This window comes from Pseudomonas sp. 13159349 (assembly GCF_013305685.1).
Lineage (GTDB): Bacteria > Pseudomonadota > Gammaproteobacteria > Pseudomonadales > Pseudomonadaceae > Aquipseudomonas > Aquipseudomonas asiatica.
On sequence record NZ_CP045553.1, the window covers coordinates 2244532 to 2268295 of the forward strand.

Consider the following 23764-nt stretch of genomic DNA (forward strand, 5'->3'; position numbering starts at 1 on the left):
GCAGCCCCAGAGTTTCAGCGCAGATGCACAAATTGCTGGGGCCGCTTCGCAGCCCTTTCGCGACACAAGGCCGCTCCTACAAGGGCCCGCGCTGGGTGGAAGAAGCCGGTCCCTTTCAGAACGATTGACCCTGCCGCGCCACCCAGCGCAGCAATGCTGCAATCGGTACGCTGCGGTGAGCCTCGTGTCGGTAGGGCTTGCCCTCGGCGGTAAAGCGTTCGCGATAGCGGCTCAGCACCAGGCTTCGGCCATCGGCCGAAACCCGGGCCTCCAGTTCATGCAGCAACAGCGGTTGCCGGGCAGCGCCTTCCAGGCGCCTGAACAGCAGCATGGCGCCTTGGGCATCATTCTTCATGGGCACCCCCTGCGCAATCCACTGGCCAGGTGCCCGGCTCGCCGGCCTTGCCTTCTGCCACCCGGTTGCTGCGCCGCTGCGCGGTGTAGTCACGCATCGCAACGTAGTAGTCAGGCCAGGTGCGCAGCAGGTCGGTCAGTGGCAGTGCTTCGGCCCGTGCATCGACGATGCCGCCGGCCATGGCTACGTTGCCCATGGTTTCGACGGTATCGCTGTTGCCACCAAACGGGTCCAGTGCCAGACCCAGCAGCGTGCCGGTGGCATCGCGCAGGTTGTGGGTGCCCAGCAGCGGCAGCTCGACGATGGGGCCAGAGGCGATGTTCCACACCCCGAAAGTCTGGCCAAAGTCCGAGCGATGCTGGCTCAGCCCCATCTTGCCAGACACGTCGACCAGCCCTGCCACACCCAGGGTGGTGTTGAAGATGAAGCGGGAGAGGCTGGTCATCGCCCGTTCGCCATTGCCCTGCAGCAGGTCGTTGACGAACACCTTCGGCTCACCGAAGTTGCTGGCAAAGTTGTGCATGCCCTGCCGGGCAAAACCGGGCAGCGCGGTGTAGCCCCGTGCGACGGGGGCCAGCAGATAGTCGTCGACCGTGCGGTTGAAAGCGAATACGGCGCGGTTGGCGGGCTCCGCCGGGTCACTGACCTGATAGGCGACATTGCCGCAGGCCGCCGTGGCCGGTGCACGTTGGCTGCAGCCTCCCGCCGCAAGCAGCGACAAGGCCAGCGCGGCTGAGCGCGCTGAGCGGGAGGCGGATGATGAACGGGACATAGATACATTCCTGGCAAGAACTGGCAGCGATGCTGCGCAGTTTTCTTTGCCTGGTAATGTCCGGATTGTCTCGGCGTCGACACTTTGTTTCCGGGTTGAAATATATGACGGCTACGTGGGGATGGCCTTAAAGTACGGCCTGATAACCTTGTTTTGCGGTGCTTTTTTGTGAGCCATTTGCTGATAGTCGACGATGATGTCGAGGTGCTCGACCTGCTGCAGAAGTTTCTCTGCCAGCATGGCTACGAGGTTGACGTGGCCAGGGATGGCAAGGCGCTGTGGCAGGCCGTCGAGCGGCGGGTGCCGGACCTGGTCATCCTGGATGTGATGCTGCCTGGCGACAGTGGCCTGGTGTTGTGCCAGCGCTTGCTGGCCGAGCACAAGGTGGCAGTGATCATGCTCACCGCCATGGGCGAGTTGAGTGACCGGGTGGTTGGCCTGGAGCTGGGGGCAGACGACTACCTGACGAAGCCGTTCGCCGCCCGTGAACTGCTGGCCCGGGTGAGGGCAGTGCTGCGCCGTGCCGGCGAAGCGGCCGGGAGCGTGGCGGGCCATGCCTGCGCGACCCTGGAGTTTGCCGGCTGGCGGCTGGATGTGGTGCGGCGCGAGCTGCGTTCGCCGGACAACGTCATGATCCCCTTGTCCAACGGTGAGTTCGAGCTGCTGCTGGTGTTCGCCGAACATCCGCGGCGGGTGCTCAGCCGCCAGCAGTTACTGGACATGGCCCGTGGCGATGCCTACGACGCCTATGATCGCAGCATCGACGTCCAGGTCAGCCGGCTGCGCCGCAAGCTTGAAACCGACAACGGCAACGAGCCCTTGATCCGTACCCTGCGCAACGCCGGTTACCTGTTCACGCCCACGGTCGCGAAGCGATGAAGCTGCTCGCCAGGGTTCGCCAGGCCCTGCCACGGCCCAGGATCACCATTGCCCGCTGGATCGCGCTGACCACCCTGACGGCGATGCTGTTCCTGTTGCTGCTCAAGGGGCTGTTCAGCCTGTTGCTGAGTGTCTGGGCGCAGCCACCGCTGCTGGAGAGCGGGGTGATCGAGAAGGTTGCAGCGGTCACTCGCATCCTCGACGTCGCGCCCATGGCGCAGCGCGCCAACATCGCCAGTGCGGCGGGCGACGGCTCATACTCCGTGCGCTGGCTGCGCCGCCATGACGAAGCGGGCGTACCCGTGCTGGTCGATGCCGAGTTCAGCGAGGGCACGCCTATCCTGCGCGCATTGCTCAAGCGCCCGGATGCCAGGGTCGAGGCCTTCGCACCGTCCGACATGCCGGAGTACGCACCTGAACGTGGTTATGCGCTGATGATCGAGCTGACCGACAAGTCCTGGGTACTGTTCCGTGCCACCAGCCGTAGCTGGGGCCTGGACGAACTGCCGCGCAACCTGATCATCCTCGGGCTGATGCTGGTTTCCAGCCTTGTCGTCGCGCTGCTGGCCACCCGCTACCTGGCCAAGCCGCTGGAACGCTTTGCCGAAGGTGCGCGGCGTTTTGGCAAGGACTTCAACGCCCCGCCCATTCCGGTGGTTGGCCCGCACGACCTGCGTCAGACCATTCTTGCGTTCAATGCCACCCAGGCGCAGCTCAAGCATTTTCTCAACGACCGCACCCAGATGCTCGCGGCCATCTCCCATGACCTGCGTGCACCGCTGACGCGCATGCGCTTGCGCGCCGAGTTCATCGACGATGCCCAGCTACAGGCCAAGTTGTTCAAGGACGTCGACGAGATGCAGGCGATGGTCGATGCGGCGTTGGGGTTCTTCCGTGATGACGCGCGGCTGGAACAGACGACCGTATTCGACCTGGGCGAATTGCTGCTGACCGTGGTGGACGACTTCAAGGACGCGGGGGTCGAGGTCGGCCTCAGCGGGCCGCGTCGCTGTGTGTATACGGGGCGGCCGGTGGGTATCAAGCGGGTGCTGGTCAACTTGATCGACAATGCAGCGAAATACGGCTGCGAGCCCACGGTGGTGTTGGCGGTAAACGCCAGGCAGATCGAGATTACCGTGCAGGATCGCGGGCCGGGCATTGCGCCGGAGCTGCACGAGCAGGTATTTGCGCCGTTCTACCGTATCGAAGGTTCACGCAACCGCAATACCGGTGGCGTGGGGCTGGGCCTGCCCGCAGCACGTGCCATCGTGCTGGAGCAGGGGGGCAGCATGTCCCTGGGCAACCGCCCGGGTGGCGGGCTGGAAGTCAGAATCATGCTGCCGCAGGGCTGATCAGAGCCCCAGTTCGCTGAGCCCGGGGTGATCATCCGGGCGCCGGCCCAGCGGCCAGTGGAACTTGCGCTCGGCTTCACTGATAGGGTGCTCGTTGATGCTCGAATGGCGGTTCTGCATCAACCCGTCCTCGGCAAACTCCCAGTTCTCGTTGCCATAAGCGCGGTACCACTGGCCACTGTCGTCGTGGTACTCGTAGGCATAGCGCACGGCAATGCGGTTGCCGGTGAAGGCCCAAAGCTCCTTGATCAGGCGGTACTCCAGTTCATGGTTCCATTTACGCGTCAGGAACGCCTCGACCTCGGCACGACCGCGCGGGAACTCGACGCGGTTGCGCCACACGGTGTCGATGGTATAGGCAAGCGCGACCTTGGCCGGGTCGCGGCCGTTCCAGCCATCCTCGGCCAGGCGGACCTTTTCGATGGCGCTTTCGCGGGTGAAGGGCGGCAGGGGTGGGCGGGACATCGGGGTTCTCCTCAGTTCGATTGGCTGGTAGGAGAGTAGTAGCCGCTGGCTGAACAGAGAATGGGTGTGCCTGGCACATCATAATTGCAGTGCGTGGAACAATGAAGACCGCTGGAGATGGGGCAAGGGGGCTCTATCAGGCTGCGTCGGCTGCAGTTTTCCCGGCAGCCTTGCTACGCCCACCCAGCCACACCAGCAGCAGCCGGTGGCCGCCAGCACGCCACCTGCCATCGGCACGGCCGCATAGTCCAGGTCCAGGCTGATCACCGCACCACCCAGCGCCGCGCCTACGGCATTGCCCAGGTTGAACGCGCCGACATTGATCGATGAGGCCAGCCCCCGTACGCAGGACGCGGAGCTCGGCCGCCAGCGCCTTGCGGCCGCCGCGGAAACCGAAACGCCAGCGTTGCAACGGTTCGTCAGGGTTGTCCGCCAGGTCCAGGCGGATGAAGCTGCTGTAGGGCTTGTTGCCCGCCACCGTGCGCCAGGTGGCGACCCGGTGCCGGTGGTCGTCCGGTGTGCCGGGGTGGGCCAGGCAGCCGTCGAGGTTGCTGCCGATCCATTCCGGGTTCTGCTGGGTCAGGCCGGCTACCAGCTGTTGGCCGATTTCAGGGTCATACCTCGAACACCTGGGCGGCATCGCCGAACGACGGGTCGTACAGCGGCACATCGCGGACCCACAGGGCGCGGTAGCCCAGGCGGTCGGCCAGTTGTGCCAGTTCTGCGTGGCGGGCCAGGTCCGGCTCGCCGAACTGGCGGCCATCGCGGCGCCGCGCCTGGTCGCCGGCGGGCGTCCAGTCGTGGTCCAGCGGTGCTTCCAGGCCGATGCTGAAACCGCCAGCGGTCAGGCGTTCGAGGGGCGTGGTCATGGTATCAATCCCAGATTGGCGCCAGGCCGTCAGGGCTGACTTCACGGCCGTTGCGCTCGAGCTTGGCGATGCGTGCCATGTCGTCAGCGTCCAGCTTCAGGTCACGTGCGAGCAGGTTGCTGGCCAGGTTTTCCCGCTTGGTCGACGACGGGATCACCGCGTAGCCCAGCTGCAGGGCCCAAGCCAGGGCAACCTGGGCCACGGTGGCCTTGTGCTTGGCGGCGATGTCGGCCAGTACCGGGTCTTTCAGCACCTTGCCGTAGGCCAGGGTCATGTACGAGGTGACGGTGATGCCTTGCTCCTTGAGGAACGCGGTCAGCTTGCCGTTCTGCAGGTAGGGGCTGAGTTCGATCTGGTTGGTGGCGATCTCGCCTTCGCCGACCACTTCGATGGCCTGGCGTGTCAGTTCGATGTTGAAGTTGGATACACCGATCTGGCGGGTCAGGCCCAGCTTCTTGGCTTCGGCCAGGGCGGCCATGTACTCGGGCAGCTCAACGCCGTTGCCTGGGGCTGGCCAGTGGATCAGCAGCAGGTCGACGTAGTCGGTGCCCAGTTTTTGCAGGCTGTCGCGCAGGCTGGGGACCAGCTTGTCGGCGGCGTAGTTTTCGACCCAGATCTTGGTGGTGATGAACAGCTCGCCGCGCTTGACGCCGCTTTCGGCGATGGCCTGGCCGACGTCGGCTTCGTTCTTGTAGATCTGCGCGGTGTCGATGACGCGGTAGCCAAGTTCCAGGGCCGACTTGACCGAATCGATGACGGCTTGGCCGGTTAGGCGAAAGGTGCCGAGGCCGAAGGATGGAACGCTCATGGATCTGCTCCTGGTGAGTGAGGGGGGGGCCGAATCGAGCTTGGTCGCTCGGGTTCGATCGCTCTTCGTGTGGGGGAGCAGTGTGCGGCTTTGAGGGGGATTGATTAAGATGGGGCGGGGCCAAGGTCATTTGATTCACAGTCAAGAATCAGCGGCAAAGTCGTGACTGTGTTGCTGGAATAGCAGATTCTTCCTGTACCGGCCTCTTCGCGGGCTTGCCCGCTCCCACAGGTACACCACAGGCTTCAAGGAATGTGGCATTCCTGTGGGAGCGGGCAAGCCCGCGAAGAGGCCGGTACAGGAAAACGAAACGGCCCGCCATATAGGCGGGCCGTCTGGCATTGCAAGGTGACGATCAGCGCCGGCGGAACAGCGGCAGCGGCTCGTCGGTGGCGGCCTGGTAGGTCACCGAGAAGTCCTTCAGGCTTTGCAGCGCGTCTTCCGGGTCCTTGTCGGCACGGATGGCGAACGCGTCAAAGCCGCAACGGGCCATGAAGAACAGCTGGTCGCGCAGCACGTCGCCAATGGCGCGCAGCTCGCCCTTGAACTTGTAGCGGTCACGCAGCAGGCGCGCATTGGAGTAGTTGCGCCCGTCGGTGAACGCCGGGAAGTTCAGTGCGATGACCTGGAAGTGCTGCACGTCTTCGCCGATTTCTTCGGCTTCTTCGTCACTGTCCAGCCATATGCCCAGCCCGCCGTCACGGGCTTTGAGCGCATGGGCATGGTCGCGCCACATCTGCAGCGGGACGATGTAGTCGTCGCAGTTGGTCAGCTCGTCAAAGGACGTTTCCTTGGGCAGCAGATGCCAGGTTTCGTCGACGATCTGGTTGTTCTTAATGATTCGCTGCATAGACGCGTTCCTTGAAGGGGTCGATGCCGATACGCTGGTAGGTGTCGATGAAACGCTCTTCCTCGGTACGTTGCTCGACGTACACGGCGATCAGCTTCTCGATCACATCGGCCATGTCATCCTGGGCGAAGGACGGGCCGAGGATCTTGCCAAGGCTCGCGCCACGCGCGGCATTGCCGCCCAGCGACACCTGGTAGAACTCCTCACCCTTCTTGTCCACGCCGAGGATGCCGATATGGCCCACGTGGTGGTGGCCGCAGGCGTTCATGCAGCCGGAGATGTTCAGGTCGATCTCGCCGATATCGAACAGGTAGTCCAGGTCGTCGAAGCGGCGCTGGATGGATTCGGCGATCGGGATCGACTTGGCGTTGGCCAGCGAGCAGTAGTCACCGCCCGGGCAGCAGATGATGTCGGTCAGCAGGCCGATGTTCGGCGTGGCGAAGCCGTTTTCGCGCAATTCCAGCCACAGGGCATGCAACTGACGCTGCTCGACGTCGGCAAGAATGATGTTCTGCTCGTGCGAGGTGCGCAGGAAACCGAAGCTGTAGCGTTCTGCCAGGTCGGCCACGGCGTCCAGCTGCTTGTCGGTCACATCGCCCGGGGCAACGCCGGTGGGCTTCAGCGACAGGGTTACGGCCACGTAGCCAGGGCGCTTGTGGGCGCGGGTGTTGCGCGAGCGCCAGCGGGCGAAGCCTGGGTACTCGGCGTCCTGCGCGGCGTAGTCGACGTTGTCCAGGGCCAGGTAGGCCGGGTCGACGAAGTGGCGCGATACACGCTGCACTTCGGCTTCGGTCAGGGTGGTGCTGCCGCCACGCAGGTGGACCATTTCGGCCTCGACCTTCTCGGCGAACACTTCCGGGGTAAGGGCCTTGACCAGGATCTTGATCCGCGCCTTGTACTTGTTGTCACGGCGACCGTAACGGTTGTACACGCGCAGGATGGCGTCGAGGTAGCTGATCAGGTCCTGCCACGGCAGGAACTCGTTGATGAACGAGCCCACCACCGGGGTACGGCCCAGGCCGCCACCGACCAGTACCCGGAAGCCCAGCTCGCCAGCGGCATTGCGCACCGGCTCCAGGCCGATGTCGTGCACTTCGATGGCGGCGCGGTCTTCCTGCGAGCCGTTGATGGCAATCTTGAACTTGCGCGGCAGGTAGGCGAATTCCGGGTGGAAGGTGGTCCACTGACGGACGATTTCGCACCACGGGCGCGGATCGACGATTTCGTCTGCGGCCACACCGGCGAACTGATCGGTGGTGGTGTTGCGCAGGCAGTTGCCGCTGGTCTGGATCGCGTGCATCTGCACGGTGGCCAGTTCGGCGAGGATGTCCGGGATGTCCTCCAGGGCCGGCCAGTTGAACTGCACGTTCTGGCGGGTGGAGATGTGGGCGTAGCCCTTGTCGTAGTCGCGGGCGATCCTGGCCAGGGTGCGGACCTGGGTGGCGTTCAGCTGGCCGTACGGCACGGCGACGCGCAGCATCGGCGCGAAACGTTGGATGTAAAGGCCGTTCTGCAGGCGCAGAGGGCGGAATTCTTCTTCGCTCAGCTCACCGGCCAGATAGCGGCGGGTCTGATCACGGAACTGCTTGACGCGGTCCTCGATGATCCGCTGATCGTACTCGTCGTATACGTACATAAAAGTCCTGTCTCAGGCATGCAGCTATTCGCGCGCACGGCCGCGCACTCCGCTTCGGAGCCGGGGAACGATAGCAGGTTGCGTTTATGCGCTAAAGTGATGTTTTTGCATATGAAAAGAACCAAATGGACTATGTGAGACTGACTGCCATTTGTGCGCTGGGCGTGGCTTGGCGTTTATAATCTGGCGTTTGCTTCGCAGGGATGTCAGCCCATGCTCAAGGCGTTGTGCCAAAGCTTGTGTCTTGCCTTGCCGCTGGCGGCAAGTGCGCAACCGGCTTCGGTGGTTTTCCTCAACCCGGGGCTGTCCACCGAAACGTTCTGGACCAGTTATACCCGCTTCATGCAGGCCGCTGCAGACGATCTGGGCATGACCCTGCACGTGGAATACAGCGAACGCCGCGCCGACCTGGCGCTGACCCAGGCCAGGGCGATCCTGGGCGGACCGCAGCGGCCGGATTACCTGGTCCTGGTCAATGAGCGGTACGTGGCGCCGGAGATCATCCGCCTGTCGCGTGGCACCGGCGTCAAACTGTTCCTGGTCAACAACGGCCTGACTGCCAGCCAGGCCCGTAGCATCGAGGCCCAGCCGGACAAGTATGCCGAGCTGCTGGGCACCTTGACGGCCAACGACGAGCAAGCGGGTTTTGAGATGTTGCACCAGATGGTCGCGCAATTGCCCCGCGACAGTGGGCCGGTGGACCTGCTGGCGTTTGCCGGGGTCAAGACCACCCCGGCCTCGCAGCTGCGCGAGGAGGGCATGCGCCGCGCCCTGGCCGACTTCCCCCAGGTGCGCCTGCGCCAGGTGGTATATGGTGGTTGGAGCCGCCAGCGCGCCTACGAGCAGGCGCAGCAACTGGTGGAGCGCTACCCGGCCACCCGCCTGGTATGGTCGGCCAACGACGAAATGGCCTTTGGTGCCATGCAGGCGTTCGAGGAGGCAGGGCGCAAGCCGGGGCGCGATGTGCTGTTCAGCGCCATCAACAGCTCGCCCGAGGCCCTGCATGCCCGTATCGACGGGCGTCTTAGCGTGCTGATGGGCGGGCATTTCACCCTCGGCGGCTGGGCCATGGTGATGCTGCACGATGATGCCCAGGGACTGACGGTGAACCGCGACGGCCTGCGCGAGCATCGCATCCCGGTGTTGCAGTCGATTGACCAGGCCAAGGCAACCCGTTGGCTGAAACTACTGGAACGGCCCGACTACGGTATCGATTTCCAGCATTACAGTGCCGAAGGGCGGCCGCCCGACTACCAGTACCCATTTCTGACATCACCGATCAATTATTGAAAGACCCTGCTTGAGGGAAGGGCATTGCTCGTCTTAACTGCTGGTGGTGAAGTGCATTCCCATAACCACTACAAGAGGCAATGCAATGGGAAACTCAACCAAGGTCCGCAAAGCTGACAGCAGCGTCGATGCCTGGGCGATCCTCTGCCTGATCGTTCTGGTGGTGGTCACTGCCGTGTATTGGGTCAGCCACCAGTAGACTTGTATTCAAGACCGTGATGCAGCCAGAGCGCCTGCGGGAGGGAGTCCCGCAGGCGTTCTTGCTAGCGCGCAAGGTGCAGGGCCAATTGCACCAGGCCGATCAGTACGGCAATGAACACCAGGGTGAACAGCGTCCCCAGCGCAATGAAATGGCTGGCCTTGCCGTGGGTGAAGTCGCGGGCGCGGTTCTTGCCGCTTTGCACGCCGAAGGCGGCAGCGAGGATGCTGTGCAGCATCTGCCAGAAGGTAGGGGGCTTGCCCTGGCTGGAATCGTCCATGGTGGCTCCTGAGGAAATCAGAGGCAATCAGGGACAGTGTAGGTGGCTATTGGGGCTGCTGTGCAGCCCATCGCGACACAAGGCCGCTCCTACAAGGGATTGCATTCTCCTGTAGGAGCGGCCTTGTGTCGCGATGGGCCGCAAAGCGGCCCCAAGGGTCTTAGCTGTCGTAACCCAGGTTAGGCGCCAACCAGCGCTCGCTGACACTCACATCCTGGCCCTTGCGCGCGCTGTAGCGCTCGATCTGGTCCTTGTCGACCTTGCCCACCGCAAAGTACTGCGCCTGCGGGTGGGCAAAGTACCAGCCGCTGACCGCCGCTGCCGGGAACATCGCAAAGTGGTCGGTAAGGAACACGCCGCTCGGCCCGGTCTCACCGATGGCAGTGCCATCAAGCAGGCGGAACAGGGTTTCCTTCTCTGTGTGGTCCGGGCAGGCCGGGTAGCCGGGGGCCGGGCGGATGCCGCGGTACTGCTCCTTGATCAGCGCCTCGTTGTCGAGGTGTTCGTCGCGGGCATAACCCCAGTGCTCTTTACGCACCTGCTCGTGCAGCCATTCGGCACAGGCCTCGGCCAGGCGGTCGGCCAGGGCCTTGACCATGATCGAACTGTAGTCGTCGCCCTTGTCCTGGTAGGCCTTGGCCACTTCCTCGGCACCGATGCCGGCGGTAGTGATGAAACCGCCCACGTAGTCGGTAACGCCACTGGCCTTCGGCGCGACGAAGTCGGCCAGCGACCAGTTGGGCTTGCCGTCCGGCTTGATGGTCTGCTGGCGCAGGTGGTGCAGGGTAGCCAGGGCCTGGCCGTCCTCGCCGTACACTTCGATATCGTCATCGGCCACCTGGTTGGCCGGCCAGAAGCCGAACACCGCGCGGGCGCTGATGAGTTTTTCGTCGATCAGTTTGTCGAGCATCTCGCGGGCATCCTTGTACAGCGCCGTCGCCGCCTCGCCGACCACTTCGTCGGTGAGGATGCGCGGGAACTTGCCGGCCAGGTCCCAGGAGATGAAGAACGGGGTCCAGTCGATGTACTCGGCCAGCGTGCGCAGGTCGATGTCTTCCAGCACCTTGACGCCGGTGAAGGAGGGCACCGCTGGCTGGTAGCCAGCCCAGTCGTACTGCGGCTTGGCGGCGATAGCCTGGGCGTAGCTCAGGCGCTCGGTGCGGGCACTGCGGTTGGCGGTGCGCTCGCGTACTTCTTCGTATTCCTGGCGGGTCTTCTCGACGAAGCCGGCTTTCAGCTCCTTGGACAGCAACTGGGTGGCAACACCTACCGCGCGCGAGGCGTCGGTGACGTAGACCACGGCGTCGTTGCTGTACTTGGGCTCGATCTTGACTGCGGTGTGCGCCTTGGAGGTGGTGGCGCCGCCGATCATCAGCGGCAACTGGAAGCCCTGGCGCTGCATTTCGCGGGCCACGTGGACCATCTCGTCCAGCGACGGCGTGATCAGGCCGGACAGGCCGATGATGTCGCACTTCTCGTCGCGGGCGGTTTGCAGGATCTTCTCGGCCGGCACCATCACGCCGAGGTCGACGATGTCGTAGCCGTTGCAGCCCAGCACCACGCCGACGATGTTCTTGCCGATGTCGTGCACGTCGCCTTTTACCGTGGCCATCAGGATCTTGCCCTTGGCTTCCGGCTTGTCGCCTTTCTCGGCTTCGATGAACGGAATCAGGTGCGCTACCGCCTGTTTCATCACGCGGGCCGACTTGACCACCTGAGGCAGGAACATCTTGCCCGCGCCGAACAGGTCGCCGACCACGTTCATGCCATTCATCAGCGGGCCTTCGATCACTTCGATCGGGCGGGCGCACTGCTGGCGGCATTCTTCGGTGTCTTCGACGATGAACGCGGTAATGCCCTTGACCAGCGCGTGCTCCAGGCGTTTTTCCACCGGCAGCGAGCGCCACTCTTCGTTTTCCACTTCCCTGGTTGCGCCGCCGCCCTTGTAGTCGTCGGCAATGGCCAGCAGTGCGTCGGTGCCATGCGGGGTGCGGTTGAGCACCACGTCCTCGACCTTTTCACGCAGTGCAGGCGGGATCTCGTCGTAGATCTCCAGCTGGCCGGCGTTGACGATACCCATGGTCAGGCCGTTCTGGATCGCGTGGTACAGGAACACCGAGTGGATGGCTTCCCGCACCGGGTTGTTGCCACGGAACGAGAACGACACGTTGGACACACCGCCCGAGCTCAGGGCGTGCGGCAGGTGGTCGCGGATGTAGGCGCAGGCCTCGATGAAATCGACGGCGTAGTTGTTGTGCTCTTCGATGCCGGTGGCGACGGCGAAGATGTTCGGGTCGAAGATGATGTCTTCCGGCGGGAAGCCCACTTCATTGACCAGGATGTCGTAGCTGCGCTGGCAGATTTCCTTCTTGCGCGCGGCAGTGTCGGCCTGGCCGACTTCGTCGAAGGCCATCACCACCACGGCAGCGCCATAGCGCTTGCACAGGCGGGCGTGGTGCTTGAACTGCTCGACGCCTTCCTTCATGGAAATGGAGTTGACGATGCCCTTGCCCTGTATGCACTTGAGGCCCGCTTCGATCACTTCCCACTTGGACGAGTCGATCATGATCGGCACGCGCGAGATGTCCGGCTCGCCGGCGATCAGGTTGAGGAAGCGGACCATGGCGGCCTGGGAGTCGAGCATCCCTTCGTCCATGTTGATGTCGATCACCTGGGCGCCGGCCTCGACCTGCTGCAGGGCGACTTCCAGGGCTTCGGTGTAGTTCTCTTCACGGATCAGCCGGGCGAACTTGGCGGAGCCGGTGATGTTGGTGCGCTCGCCGACGTTGACGAACAGCGACTGGCGGTCGATGGTGAACGGCTCCAGGCCCGACAGGCGGCAGGCCTTGGCGATTTCCGGAATCTCGCGCGGCTTGTACTTGGCCACGGCCTCGGCGATGGCCTGGATGTGGCCAGGGGTGGTGCCGCAGCAGCCGCCGATGATGTTGAGGAAGCCGCTGGCGGCGAACTCCTCGACCACCACGGCCATTTCCGCCGGGGTTTCGTCGTATTCACCGAAGGCGTTCGGCAGGCCGGCGTTGGGGTGGGCCGAGACATGGGTGTCGGCCTTGGTCGCCAGCTCTTCCAGGTACGGGCGCAGGTCCTTGGCGCCGAGGGCGCAGTTCAGGCCCACGGAAATCGGCTTGGCGTGGCGCACCGAGTTCCAGAACGCTTCGGTGGTCTGGCCCGACAGGGTACGGCCCGAGGCGTCGGTGATGGTGCCGGAGATCATGATCGGCAGTTCGATGCCGTCTTCCTCGAACACCTGCTGCACGGCGAAGATCGCCGCCTTGGCGTTGAGGGTGTCGAAGATGGTCTCGATCAGCAGCAGGTCGGCGCCGCCCTCGATCAGGCCGCGGGTGGCCTCGATGTAGTTCGTTACCAGCTCATCGAAAGTGACGTTGCGGTAGCCTGGGTCGTTGACGTCCGGGGAAATCGAGCAGGTGCGGCTGGTAGGGCCGAGCACGCCAGCGACGAAGCGCGGCTTGTGCGGGGTTTCCAGGGTCTTGGCATCGGCCACCTGGCGGGCGATGCGCGCGCCCTCGACGTTCAGCTCGTAGACCAGCGACTCCATGCCGTAGTCGGCCTGGGAAATCTGCGTGGCGTTGAAGGTGTTGGTTTCGAGGATATCGGCGCCGGCATCCAGGTAGGCCTTTTCGATGGCGGCGATCACATCCGGGCGGCTGAGCAGCAACAGGTCGTTGTTACCTTTGACATCGCTTGGCCAATCGGCGAAACGCGTGCCACGATAGTCGTGTTCCTCGAGCCGGTAGCTTTGGATCATAGTACCCATGCCGCCGTCGAGGATCAGGATGCGCTCCTTGAGTGCGTTCTGGAGTGCTTGGAGACGAGCGCTGCGGTCGGACATAGGAACTACCTGGTCGGGCAAATTTCAGAAGGTGCAGAATCATAACAAAGCTGCGCGGTTTTTAGGCGCATCGCCCATTTGCATGAAAATGGCTCATGTTGGGCGGGCGTCGGCGAAGCAGGGCACCCAAGGACGACCAGGCAACAAATCGTGATGGCTTTCAATACCCAGGACTTTCCGCACATGGTGCATCGTATTCTTGCCGGCGTTTTCGCCCTGCTCATCAGCAGTATGGCGTTCGGGCAAGCCCCCCAGTCGAGCCCGGCTATTTCCTACACCCGGGACATTCAACCGATCTTCACCGAGAAATGCGTGGCCTGCCACGCCTGCAACGACGCCGCCTGCCAGCTGAAGCTGGAAAGCCCCGAAGGCGCGGTGCGCGGCGCCACCAAGGTGCCGGTGTATCAGGGCGAGCGCAGCAAGGCAGTGCCCACCACGCGGCTGTTCTACGACGCCCACAGCGAGGGCGAGTGGCGCAAGAAGGGCTTTTACTCGGTCCTCGACAACCAGGGTAGCCAGGCCGCGCTGATGGCGCGCATGCTGGAGCTCGGGCACAAGACCCCGCTCACGCCCAATGCCAAGCTGCCCGAAGAAATCGTCCTGGGCCTGAACCGCAACAACATGTGCCCGTTGCCGCAAGAATTCGATGCCTATGCCGGCGCCCATCCCAAGGAAGGCATGCCACTGGCGGTGACCGGCCTGACCGACAAGGAATACGACACCATGCGCCGCTGGCTGGCCGCCGGTGCGCCGGTCGAGTACCAGCCGATCAAGCCAAGTGCGGCCGAAGCCAAGCAGATTGCCGACTGGGAAGAGCTGCTCAACCGCCCGGGTTCCACCGAGGCGCTGGTCGGCCGCTGGCTGTACGAGCACCTGTTCCTGGCGCACATCTATTTCGTCGGTGGCGAGCAGGGCCACTTCTTCCAATGGGTACGTTCGCGTACACCGAGCGGCCAGCCGGTCGACCTGATCGCCACGCGCCGCCCCAATGACCCGCCGGGCACCGATTTCTACTACCGGTTGATCCCGGTGCAGGGCGTGATCGTGCACAAGACGCACATCACCTACCCGATGGGGCCGCAGAAGCTCAAGCGGGTCAAGCAACTGTTCTATGCCGGCGACTGGCATGCCGCCGCACTGCCAGGCTACGGCCCGCGCCACCGGGCCAACCCGTTCGAAACCTTCGAAGCGATACCGGCAGTGGCGCGCTACCAGTTCATGCTGGATAACGCCGAATACTTCGTGCGCACCTTCATCCGTGGTCCGGTATGCCGTGGGCAGATTGCCACCGACGTGATCCGCGACAACTTCTGGGCGTTGTTCCAGGAGCCGGCCCACGACCGCTACATCACCGATGCCAAGTACCGTGGCGAGGCCACGCCGCTGCTGGCCATGCCTGGGCAGATCGATGACGTGGGCAGCGTGCTGAGCCTGTGGCACGCCTACCGTGACAAGCGCAACGAGTACGAAAAACTGCGCCGCGAAGCCTATGCCGACATGCCGGCCCCGGGCTGGGCGACGCTATGGGCCGGTAACGACAACGCGTTGCTGAGCATTTTCCGCCACTTCGACAGCGCCTCGGTGACCAAGGGCCTGATCGGTGATGTGCCGCTGACCGTGTGGCTGTTCGACTACCCATTGTTCGAGCGCACCTATTACCAGCTGGCGGTCAACTTCGATGTGTTTGGCAACGTCTCGCACCAGTTGCAGACGCGCCTGTACTTCGACCTGATCCGCAACGGCGCCGAGGTCAACTTCCTGCGCCTGATGCCGGCCGACCAGCGCAAGGCGATCCTCGGCGACTGGTACCAGAACAGCGGCAAGGTAAAGATGTGGATGGATTATGAAGACATCGACACCGACACCCCGAGCGGCATCCAGCTCGACCCGCGCAACCCCAAGCGCGACTTCGGCCTGAAGCTTCTGCAGCGTACCGGCAGCCTGAATGCCGCGCCTGACCCCATCAACCGCTGCCAGGGCGCGTTCTGTTCACGGCCGCAGGTCAGCGAAGAGTTCCGCAATGCCGAGCAGTCGCTCAGCCGCCTGGTATCGCGCCCGGCTGCCGGGTTGAAGGTGATCAACCAGTTGCCCGAGGCAACCATGCTGCGCATCGAAGGGCAGGGCGGCCAGCGCCAGGTGTACAGCCTGCTGCGCAACCGCGCGCACAGCAACGTGGCGTTCCTGCTGGGCGAGGCGTACCGCTACCAGCCGGGGCTGGATACCCTGACCCTGTACCCGGGCGTGCTCAGCAGCTACCCCAACTTCATCTTCAACATCCCGACCAGGGATGTGCCCGAGTTCGTCGAGGACAAGGAGTATGCGAAAGATGACCCGGCCAGGTTCGAGCGCATCGTCATGCGTTGGGGTGTGCGCCGCAGTCACCCAGAGTTCTGGCGCTACTTCCATGACCTGAACAGCTTCATCAAGGAGACCGAACCGGTCGAGGCGGGCGTGCTGGACATGAACCGCTACGAGAACCTCTGATCGGTTGGGCTGACCTTTCCGATTACCCTGCGGTCGGAATGGGTGGGTGGTCCGGGGGTTGCTGTGCAGCCCCATTCGCGGGCTTGCCCGCTCCCACAGGATATGTGGTGCCTTCGGGCGTGGCATGAACCCTGTGGGAGCGGGCAAGCCCGCGAACGAGCGCGGTGCGCTCGCCGGGCCTCAATGCACCGGCAATTGCAGGGTTCTCCATGCTGTATTCGCTTCAGGCACTGCGGGCGTTCGCCGCCTGGGTGGTGGTCTGCCACCATTTCATGCAGATCTTCTTCGACTTCCAAGCCTCCGGCCCCATCGGCCAACTACTCACCGACCGCGGCGCCGCAGGCGTCGACATCTTCTTCGTCATCAGCGGGCTGGTCATCTACCTGTCGACCTGCGACAAGGCCATCGAGCCCCGCCAGTTCCTGCTCAACCGGGCGCTGCGTATCGTTCCGGCCTACTGGTTCTACACGGCGCTGATGGCAACCTTGCTGTTGGCCTTCAGCCAATGGATGCCGCACCAGGCATTCACCTGGCACCACCTGCTGCTGTCGCTGCTGTTCATCCCGGCGGAAAACCCCGGTGGCTACGGCTTGTATCCGACCCTGAACGTGGGCTGGACGCTGAACTTCGAGATGTTCTTCTATCTGCTGTTCGGCCTGGCCTTCCTGGTGCGCCAACGTCATCACCAGCTGTTGGTAACCGCCGCGCTGCTGCTGGCCAGCGAGATACTGGGCAGACTGGGCGTGCTCAGTCGCTTCTACAGCAACGACATCATCTACGAGTTCCTGCTCGGCATCGGCCTGGGCGTGCTGCACCGTCGCGGGCTGATTCACCAGGGCCGCTGGCTGCCATTGGCATTGCTGGCGGTGGCAGGCCTTGCCATCTACCACCTGGACGCTTCCCGGCGCTTGCTGCACTGGGGCGTGCCGAGCGCAATGATCGTGCTGGCCTTCGTCGCCCTGGAGCCGGTGTTCCGCGGCAACCGGGTGCTCAAGGCGCTGGGCGACTGTTCGTATTCGGTGTACCTGGTCCATGTGCTGGTGCTGTACGCCGGCTGGTTCGCCAGCCAGCGCCTGCAGTTGAACCCGTACCTGGTGTTCGCCCTGTGCGTGCCGTCCATTGGACTAATGTCGTGGTTCAGCTACCAGTGGCTGGAGCGCGGCCTGTACCGGCGCATGCAGGCCTGGCTGGCGGCGCCACGGGGGCAGGCCCCTGAATATGCGCTTTCCCGAGTCAAATACTAGGACTTTGTTCGAAGGCCGGGTTGGCGTACACTTGGCCGCAAGTCTGTGAGGAACCTACATGAGCGCTATAACCATTACCGACGCCGCCCATGACTACCTGGCCGATCTGCTCTCCAAGCAGAACACGCCTGGCATCGGCATTCGCATTTTCATCACCCAGCCGGGCACCCAGTACGCCGAAACCTGCATCGCCTACTGCAAGCCGGGCGAAGAGAAGCCTGACGACACCGCCGTGGGTCTGAAGAGCTTCACCGCTTACCTGGACGCGGTCAGCGTGCCGTTCCTGGAAGACGCACTGGTCGATTATGCCACCGACCGCATGGGTGGCCAGCTGACCATCAAGGCGCCGAATGCCAAGGTGCCGATGGTCAACGAAGACAGCCCGATCAACGAGCGCATCAACTATTACCTGCAGACCGAGATCAACCCCGGCCTGGCCAGCCACGGCGGCCAGGTGAGCCTGGTGGATGTTGTCGACGACGGTATTGCCGTGCTGCAGTTCGGTGGTGGTTGCCAAGGCTGTGGCCAGGCCGACGTGACCCTGAAGGAAGGCATCGAGCGCACCCTGCTCGAGCGTATTCCCGAACTCAAGGGCGTGCGTGACGTGACTGACCACAGTCAGAAAGAGAACGCCTACTACTGAGGCAGACGCGGTCTGTTGCGTGTGGGAGCGGCCTTGCGTCGCGAAGGGCTGCGGAGCGGCCCCAGCAATATCAGCTTCGCCGCCAATACCCCGGGGGCTGCTACGCAGCCCTTTCGCGACGCAAGGCCGCTCCCACAACGACCGCACAACCTGGTCAGGCCTTAGCAACAAAGTGTTACTGTTTCAACCCCTGCGACAACAGGCCGCAGCCCGTATTCAAAGGGCTGCAGCCGATCCTTGCCTTCGTCGGGTAGAACCCCTCGGGGTGTCGTGCCAGAATGCCCCGGTTTTTCGACCGGCCCGTCCCGAGGGCCGGCACCTTCCCTGTAAAGGATGGTTTCATGAATGATCTATATACCCGGCGCGCAGTTGTCGCCGGGATGGGCGTTCTCGGGCTTGGCCTGCTGGCAGGCTGCAGCCCGGCCCGGGGGCTCGAGTTCAAGTACGGCAAGAACATGAGCAACGAAATCCTTGGGCGCAAGTTCAGCCTCAAGGACACCCAAGGCAATGTGCGCACCCTGTCGAGTTTCTACGGCAGCATGCCGATGATCTTCTTCGGCTTCACCCAGTGCCCGGCCGTGTGCCCGACCACCCTGGCGCGCGCGGCGCAAATCCGCAAGCTGCTGCGCGGCCGCGATCGCGACCTGTTCCAGGTGGTGTTGATTACCCTGGACCCGGAACGTGACACCCCCGAGGTGCTCGATGCCTACGTGAAGGCGTTCGACCCGTCGTTCACCGCGCTGACCGGCACCCCCGAGGAAATCGCCGCGGTGGCCAAGGAATTCAAGGTGTTCTACGAGAAAGTCCCGGCCGGTGATACCTATACCGTCTCTCACTCGTCCACCAGCTACGTCTACGATACGCGTGGCACCCTGCGCCTGAGCCTGGGCCATTCCCTTACCGCCCAGGAATGCGCCGAAGACCTGGTCACCCTGATGGAGATCTGCTGAATGTCGATGCAACCGATCAAGCGCGGCCTGGCTGCCCTGGTCCTGATGGGCCTGGCGCTGCCGGCCCTGGCCCAGACCACCGTAAGTGACGCCTGGGTGCGGGCGACCGTGCCGCACCAGCAGTCCACCGGTGCCTTCATGACCCTGACCGCCAGCAGCGACAGCAAGCTGGTGGGCGTGGCTTCGCCTGTGGCCAAGACCGTGCAGGTGCACGAGATGACCATGAACGGCGATGTGATGGGCATGCGTGAGGTCAAGGCGGTCGAGTTACCGGCCGGCAAGGCGGTGACCCTCGACCCGAATAGCCTGCATGTGATGCTGATGGGCCTGAACAACCAGGTGAAGGAAGGCGAGAAAGTGCCGCTGACCCTGACCATCGAAGATGCCAAGGGGGCCAAGGAAACCCTGGACGTGCAGGCCGAAGTGCGTGCGCTCAACGCCGAGGCGGGCGGCGGGCATGATCACATGCACATGAAGCACTGATCAGGCTGAACCCTTTGGGGGCTGCCAGGCAGCCCCCGGTTCAATCAGCTGCGAAACTTGGGCAGCGGTCTGTCCAGGGTCAGCGAGGTCAGGGTCTTGCGGACCTGGGCCTCATCAGCCTCCAGAGCCTTGAGGCTTGCGCGGATCTTGCCGGCGGCGGGCACGTCGCCCTGCCGGTCGATCCAGTCGGCTATCTCCTTGCAGGCACTGCTCAGGCAGGCCTGGCGCTGGTTCATCAGCGACAGGAGGGTGGTGAGCTCTCTTTCGGACATGGCAGGATCCTCCATTCAGCCTTGTCAGTGTAGCAGTGGCTGGCCGGCCTGCCTGAGGCCGGCTGTCGCAGCTCAGCCTTGCAGGCAGGCGCTGCGATAAGCCCCTGGCGTTACCCCGTAGGCCTGCTTGAACTGCCGGCTCAAATGGCTCTGGTCGGCAAAGCCCAGGTCGAACGCCACTTCCGAGGCCACCCAGCCACGCTTGAGCATTTCCCGCGCACGGGCCAGGCGCCGCTGTTTCAACCAGGCATGTGGCGGCAGGCCAGTGGCCTGGCGGAACACCCGGGCGAAGTGGAACGGTGACAGGTTGACCGCCGCCGCCAGGGCTTCGAGCGAGGGTGGGTCGGCCAGTTGGCTTTCCAGCAGCTCACGGGCGCGGGCCACTGCCAGCGGTTCGTGGCCAGGGGTGGCAGGATCGGCGCATTGCCCGTGCCGTTGCACCAGGGCCAGCACCGCCTGGCGCCAGGCGGTCTGCTGCTGCAGGGCACTGGCGCCGGCTTCGGACAGCTGGTGCAACTGGCTGAAGGCAAGCGCCAGGGCCGGGTCGTGGATCACGCTGTCCTTGAAGCTGGGCATGCCGTGGCGGCCCAGTTCCAGTTCGTCGAGCACCCCGGTTACCCGTTCATGTTCCGGGTAGAACCCACGGTAGCGCCAGCCCGCTTCGTGGGCGGTGGCACCGGTGTGCAGCTCGTCGGGGTTGATCAGCACCATGCTGCCGACCGGCGCCAGGTGCTCACTGCCGCGATGCCAGAAGCGCTGTGCGCCCGACTCGATCACGGTGAACACATAGCCTTCATGCACATGCGGGGCGAAGCGCTGCTGGAAATAACGCGCGTGCAGCATCTCGACGTCGCCCAGTGCCGGCGCCTGCCAGAGGTGTGTCTGTTCGCGCAGGGGCGTGCTCATGCCAGCCAGCTGCGCAAAAGGAAGAAGATCAACATGCTCACCAGCATGCTCAGCAACACGCTGCGGGTCAACAGCACCAGGGCGATGGCCACCAGCGAACCCAGCAGGTAAGGGTTGAGCAGGCTCAGGTTCAACTGATGCTCGGGCATGAAGATGATCGGGCCGCAGATTGCGGTGAGCATGCCCGGCACGGCAAAACCGAGGAACTGCCGGGCGTTGGAGCTCAGGCGCAAGGGCAGGCGCGGCTCCAGGAACGCATAGCGGTTGAGGAACACGATGGCGCCCATGGCAAGAATCAGGACCCAGGTCATGCGCGGGCTCCGGCGAATTTCTGGCAGACGAAACCGGCGCTCATGCCCAGCAGGCCTGCGGCCACCAGGGCGGTTTCCCAGTGCCAGTAGCTGAACAGCACCGAACAGAACAGCGACACCGCCACGCACACCAGCGTGGCCAGGTTGCGCACCAGCGGCGCGATCAGGGCGACGAAGGTGGCGACAATGGAAAAGTCCAGGCCGAGCTGGTCCAGGTGCGGAATGTTCTGCCCCAGCAGGATGCCGGCCAGGGTGAACAGGTTCCAGGCGACGTAGAAGGTCAGGCCCACGCCCAGGGCGTACCAGCGGTTGAACTGCTGCTGGTCGTACTGGCTGGTCAGGGCGAAGAACTCGTCGGTGAGCAGGAAGCCCAGGCCCAGCCGCCAGCGCAGCGGCTGGCTGGACAGCACCGGGCGCATCGTCAGGCCATACAGCAGGTGCTGCGAGGTCAGCAGCAGGGTGGTCAGCAGGATCGACGCCAGGTTGGCGCCGCCCTTGAGCATGCCGATCGCCACCAGTTGCGCGGCACCGGCGAAGACGATGGCCGACAGCCCTTGCCCCTCCCAGGCGCTGAGGTTGGCCTCGATGGCCATGGAGCCGGCCAGCAGGCCCCAGGGGGCGACGGCCAGGGACAACGGGAGAATGGCGATGGCGCCGTGGAGAAAGGCTTGGCGGGCGATGTGGGGCATGGTGGCTGCAGTGCGTGTACGTTGGCAGGCCAGCATGCCAGACGGGGCGGGGGATGGCTTGAACGATCTTGCTATGCCTGGGCACGGTCCCTTGTAGGAGCGGCCTTGTGTCGCGATGGGGCGCGCAGCGGCCCCGGCAATATCTGCGGCGAAGCTGAAATCCTGGGGCCGCTGCGCGCCCCATCGCGACACAAGGCCGCTCCTACACAGAAACCGCGTCCGTGTTACGGATGGCTGGTCAGGTGCTGCTGCGCCGTCACGCAGCCGTTGGTGTCCACGGCCTTCTGCAGCAGGCTCTGGCGGTGCTGCGGGTCCAGGTCGCCGAGCAGGCGGTATACCTCGGCCTGGTAGTCACGCTGGCGCCCCCACTGCATTTCCAGGCCTTGTGGCCGGTTGCGGTTGCAGGCCAGGTGCGTGGCCGGTTGCGGGTAGTAGGGCGCATACACGGTGGCCATGTTGGGGATGGCCTCCAGCGCAGTACGGTACTCGTTGCTGGCGTTGTAGGGAGGGCACCAGGTGGCGATGGCCGGTGCCGGTGCGGCAAAGCCCTGCCTGAGGCTGGCTTCGAGCAACGGGCAGGCGGCATCCGGGATTTGCGCGGCGGGCAGGTAGGTCATGTAGTACAGCGCCAGGCGGTACTGTGCGACCGGGTGGCCCAGCTCCACGGACTTTTTCAGCAAGGCGACCGCGGTCGGCAGGGTGTGGGCCATTGCCTGGCCCTGGCGGCTGAGCTCCGGGTCGCCGCCGATGGCCGTGCGCAGCGTGCTGGCGCCGTCGTCCTGGTTGTCGGCCTGCTCCAGCAGGGGCAAGGCCTGGCGGTAGAGCAGGTCGGCATGAGGGTCGATGCGCACCTCCAGCGCGTGCGCAGCCAGTGGCATCAGGGCGATCAACAGCGGGGGCAAGCGAAGCATGCGGCTCACAGGCAAGCTCCAGAGGGTGCCAGGTACTGATGGAAGGCTTCGATGTTCATGGCGGTCAAGCGTGCGCCTCGGGCAGATCGGAACGACGGCCTATTCTAGCCACCCAAGGGGCCTGGCCGAAAGACCACCCGGCAATTCTCAGACGAGCTTGATCGGCGTGACCTTGCGCTGGGCATGTTTTTCCTGGGCCAGGCCAAGCTTGGCGGTAATGACCTTGGCAAGGGCATTGTTGCCCAGGTCGTTCAGATGCAGGCGGTCGATGAACAGGTCGGCGCCGAACACCGGCGAGCTGCTGAGCATGCAATTCATGTCGTAGCAAGGCACCGGGTCGGCCTGGCTCTTGATACGGCGGAAGAAGGCCGAGTGCAATTGGCTGTCGAATGCGCCGTCCAGCAGCCGGTCGAAATTCGCCGGTTGCCGCTGAAGCGCATCCAGCATCGCCTCCTCGCCAGCGGGCACGCTATCCCGGCACCAGGGCAGCAACGGCTGCAGGATGAAGGTGAGGGTGGAGTGGCTGTCTGCCAGCAGCCGGTCCCATTGGCGCAAGGTCCGGCCAATGTTGTCGGCGGCTCGGGTGAGGCGCTTTTCCGGAGGCGACAGCGACCAGGTGGCAGGTATCGCGGCCGGGGGCGTGACCAACGCCTGACCGATGCGCCGCCACAGCGATTGCCGACGTGGCGTTGTCGTGGGCTGCATGCCTTCGCTGAAACTGTTGAGAAAGTCCTGATAGGCCTTGGCGTGCCGCGGGTCGTTCAGGTTTTCGAGGACTTCGCAGAGGGCTTCGTGTGCCAGGGTGTTGAGGCCGCTGAGCACCACCACATGGCCAAGCTGGCCAAGGCGGTGCTGGTGGGTCAGGAACATCAGCAGCTCCTGGCTCGCATTGAGCCCGCAGCCGGCCAGGCTCAGCCAGACTTCGCCAGTAAGCATCGACAGGTGCGAGGCCACCGTGTGTTCGTCGGAGCTGGCACCGATGCCCAGCGCCGCGGAACCGCCGACCAGCAGGTTGACACGTGATGCACCACCGCGTTCGGCCACCGAAAAACGCTTGCCGGCGCAATGGCTGTATCGCAGGCCCAGGGCATCGGTATTGATGGTGCCGGAGCGGTAGCCGGTTTCGTGCACACGCACGGTGTGCGGTGCACGCCGGCTGCCCAGCAGCAGAAAGCGCTGGTAGTCCTGTTGCAACGGCGAAGGTGAAGGGCTCGTGTCAATCGCAGTCATGGGGTCTCCTTCTCTCGC

General features: G+C 64.1%; 23 protein-coding genes and 1 pseudogene. 8 read left to right on the top strand and 16 right to left on the bottom strand.

What is annotated here, in order from left to right; genetic code table 11:
• Positions 1 to 115 precede the first annotated feature (115 nt).
• Both GEV38_RS10590 and GEV38_RS10595 read right to left on the bottom strand, forming a co-directional pair.
• Positions 116 to 355 (bottom strand): hypothetical protein, encoded by a 240-nt coding sequence (locus GEV38_RS10590; protein WP_061302719.1) that lies wholly within the window; start codon positions 353 to 355, stop codon positions 116 to 118.
• On the bottom strand, positions 345 to 1127 hold the full coding sequence (locus GEV38_RS10595) for a VacJ family lipoprotein (protein WP_054572709.1): 783 nt from the start codon (positions 1125 to 1127) through the stop codon (positions 345 to 347). The genes GEV38_RS10590 and GEV38_RS10595 overlap by 11 nt, the downstream gene beginning before the upstream one ends.
• A 168-nt stretch (positions 1128 to 1295) precedes the next feature.
• On the opposite strand from GEV38_RS10595, the gene GEV38_RS10600 reads away from it, so the two are divergent.
• Together GEV38_RS10600 and GEV38_RS10605 are read left to right on the top strand one after the other, a co-directional pair.
• Positions 1296 to 2006 carry a response regulator gene (locus tag GEV38_RS10600; protein WP_054572708.1) on the top strand — a complete coding sequence of 237 codons (711 nt, stop codon included), beginning with the start codon at positions 1296 to 1298 and terminating at the stop codon, positions 2004 to 2006.
• A complete protein-coding gene (locus GEV38_RS10605) occupies positions 2003 to 3358 on the top strand; it encodes an ATP-binding protein (RefSeq protein ID WP_015269743.1) in 1356 nt (451 codons plus the stop codon). The genes GEV38_RS10600 and GEV38_RS10605 overlap by 4 nt, the downstream gene beginning before the upstream one ends.
• Here the strand turns inward: GEV38_RS10605 and GEV38_RS10610 are convergent, their stop codons facing one another.
• The 6 genes and pseudogenes from GEV38_RS10610 to GEV38_RS10635 form a co-directional block, all read right to left on the bottom strand.
• On the bottom strand, positions 3359 to 3823 hold the full coding sequence (locus GEV38_RS10610) for a DUF1348 family protein (protein WP_015269744.1): 465 nt from the start codon (positions 3821 to 3823) through the stop codon (positions 3359 to 3361). It abuts the gene before it with no gap.
• Between the two features lie 136 nt (positions 3824 to 3959).
• On the bottom strand, positions 3960 to 4463 hold the full coding sequence (locus tag GEV38_RS27905; protein WP_052329209.1) for a hypothetical protein: 504 nt from the start codon (positions 4461 to 4463) through the stop codon (positions 3960 to 3962).
• A pseudogene (locus GEV38_RS27450) lies at positions 4444 to 4692 on the bottom strand (LLM class flavin-dependent oxidoreductase); the annotation flags it as partial. The gene GEV38_RS27905 and the pseudogene GEV38_RS27450, both read right to left, overlap by 20 nt.
• 4 nt (positions 4693 to 4696) lie before the next feature.
• Entirely contained in the window at positions 4697 to 5500 is an 804-nt protein-coding gene (dkgB, locus tag GEV38_RS10625; RefSeq protein ID WP_015269745.1) for a 2,5-didehydrogluconate reductase DkgB, read from the bottom strand.
• A 355-nt stretch (positions 5501 to 5855) separates the two neighbouring features.
• Complete coding sequence (locus GEV38_RS10630; protein WP_013971943.1) at positions 5856 to 6350, bottom strand: DUF934 domain-containing protein; 495 nt, start codon at positions 6348 to 6350, stop codon at positions 5856 to 5858.
• On the bottom strand, positions 6334 to 7986 hold the full coding sequence (locus GEV38_RS10635) for a nitrite/sulfite reductase (RefSeq protein WP_013971944.1): 1653 nt from the start codon (positions 7984 to 7986) through the stop codon (positions 6334 to 6336). Before GEV38_RS10635 ends, GEV38_RS10630 begins: the two co-directional genes overlap by 17 nt.
• Before the next feature lie 213 nt (positions 7987 to 8199).
• On the opposite strand from GEV38_RS10635, the gene GEV38_RS10640 reads away from it, so the two are divergent.
• Entirely contained in the window at positions 8200 to 9276 is a 1077-nt protein-coding gene (locus tag GEV38_RS10640; protein ID WP_015269746.1) for an ABC transporter substrate-binding protein, read from the top strand.
• A gap of 263 nt (positions 9277 to 9539) precedes the next feature.
• Here the strand turns inward: GEV38_RS10640 and GEV38_RS10645 are convergent, their stop codons facing one another.
• Positions 9540 to 9755, bottom strand: a complete 216-nt coding sequence (locus tag GEV38_RS10645; protein WP_003256398.1) for a DUF2970 domain-containing protein — start codon at positions 9753 to 9755, stop codon at positions 9540 to 9542.
• A gap of 160 nt (positions 9756 to 9915) precedes the next feature.
• Positions 9916 to 13623, bottom strand: coding sequence for a methionine synthase (gene metH, locus GEV38_RS10650; protein WP_013971946.1), 3708 nt, complete (start codon positions 13621 to 13623; stop codon positions 9916 to 9918).
• Between the two features lie 183 nt (positions 13624 to 13806).
• Between metH and GEV38_RS10655 the strand changes: the two genes are divergently transcribed.
• The 5 genes from GEV38_RS10655 to GEV38_RS10675 all read left to right on the top strand — a co-directional run bounded on the left by GEV38_RS10655 (position 13807) and on the right by GEV38_RS10675 (position 19427).
• Entirely contained in the window at positions 13807 to 16107 is a 2301-nt protein-coding gene (locus GEV38_RS10655; protein WP_173896073.1) for a fatty acid cis/trans isomerase, read from the top strand.
• A gap of 209 nt (positions 16108 to 16316) precedes the next feature.
• Entirely contained in the window at positions 16317 to 17351 is a 1035-nt protein-coding gene (locus GEV38_RS10660; protein WP_054572707.1) for an acyltransferase, read from the top strand.
• Positions 17352 to 17409: 58 nt separating this feature from the next.
• Positions 17410 to 17994 (top strand): Fe-S biogenesis protein NfuA, encoded by a 585-nt coding sequence (nfuA, locus tag GEV38_RS10665; RefSeq protein WP_003250416.1) that lies wholly within the window; start codon positions 17410 to 17412, stop codon positions 17992 to 17994.
• 341 nt (positions 17995 to 18335) lie between these two features.
• Positions 18336 to 18944 (top strand): SCO family protein, encoded by a 609-nt coding sequence (locus tag GEV38_RS10670; RefSeq protein ID WP_024086651.1) that lies wholly within the window; start codon positions 18336 to 18338, stop codon positions 18942 to 18944.
• The gene (locus GEV38_RS10675) at positions 18945 to 19427 is read left to right on the top strand and encodes a copper chaperone PCu(A)C (RefSeq protein WP_015269749.1); all 483 of its coding nucleotides are present in this window, start codon (positions 18945 to 18947) and stop codon (positions 19425 to 19427) included.
• A gap of 44 nt (positions 19428 to 19471) precedes the next feature.
• Here the strand turns inward: GEV38_RS10675 and GEV38_RS10680 are convergent, their stop codons facing one another.
• The 6 genes from GEV38_RS10680 to GEV38_RS10705 all read right to left on the bottom strand — a co-directional run bounded on the left by GEV38_RS10680 (position 19472) and on the right by GEV38_RS10705 (position 23746).
• A complete protein-coding gene (locus GEV38_RS10680; RefSeq protein WP_003260451.1) occupies positions 19472 to 19699 on the bottom strand; it encodes a hypothetical protein in 228 nt (75 codons plus the stop codon).
• Positions 19700 to 19771: 72 nt separating this feature from the next.
• Entirely contained in the window at positions 19772 to 20605 is an 834-nt protein-coding gene (locus tag GEV38_RS10685; RefSeq protein WP_015269750.1) for an AraC family transcriptional regulator, read from the bottom strand.
• Positions 20602 to 20916 (bottom strand): AzlD domain-containing protein, encoded by a 315-nt coding sequence (locus GEV38_RS10690; RefSeq protein WP_046615691.1) that lies wholly within the window; start codon positions 20914 to 20916, stop codon positions 20602 to 20604. The genes GEV38_RS10685 and GEV38_RS10690 overlap by 4 nt, the downstream gene beginning before the upstream one ends.
• Positions 20913 to 21605: an AzlC family ABC transporter permease gene (locus GEV38_RS10695; protein ID WP_013971958.1), complete on the bottom strand. Its 693-nt coding sequence runs from the start codon at positions 21603 to 21605 to the stop codon at positions 20913 to 20915. The genes GEV38_RS10690 and GEV38_RS10695 overlap by 4 nt, the downstream gene beginning before the upstream one ends.
• A gap of 224 nt (positions 21606 to 21829) precedes the next feature.
• Positions 21830 to 22525 carry a hypothetical protein gene (locus GEV38_RS10700; RefSeq protein ID WP_015269752.1) on the bottom strand — a complete coding sequence of 232 codons (696 nt, stop codon included), beginning with the start codon at positions 22523 to 22525 and terminating at the stop codon, positions 21830 to 21832.
• 138 nt (positions 22526 to 22663) lie between these two features.
• Positions 22664 to 23746, bottom strand: a complete 1083-nt coding sequence (locus GEV38_RS10705; protein WP_015269753.1) for a hypothetical protein — start codon at positions 23744 to 23746, stop codon at positions 22664 to 22666.
• Positions 23747 to 23764 lie beyond the last annotated feature (18 nt).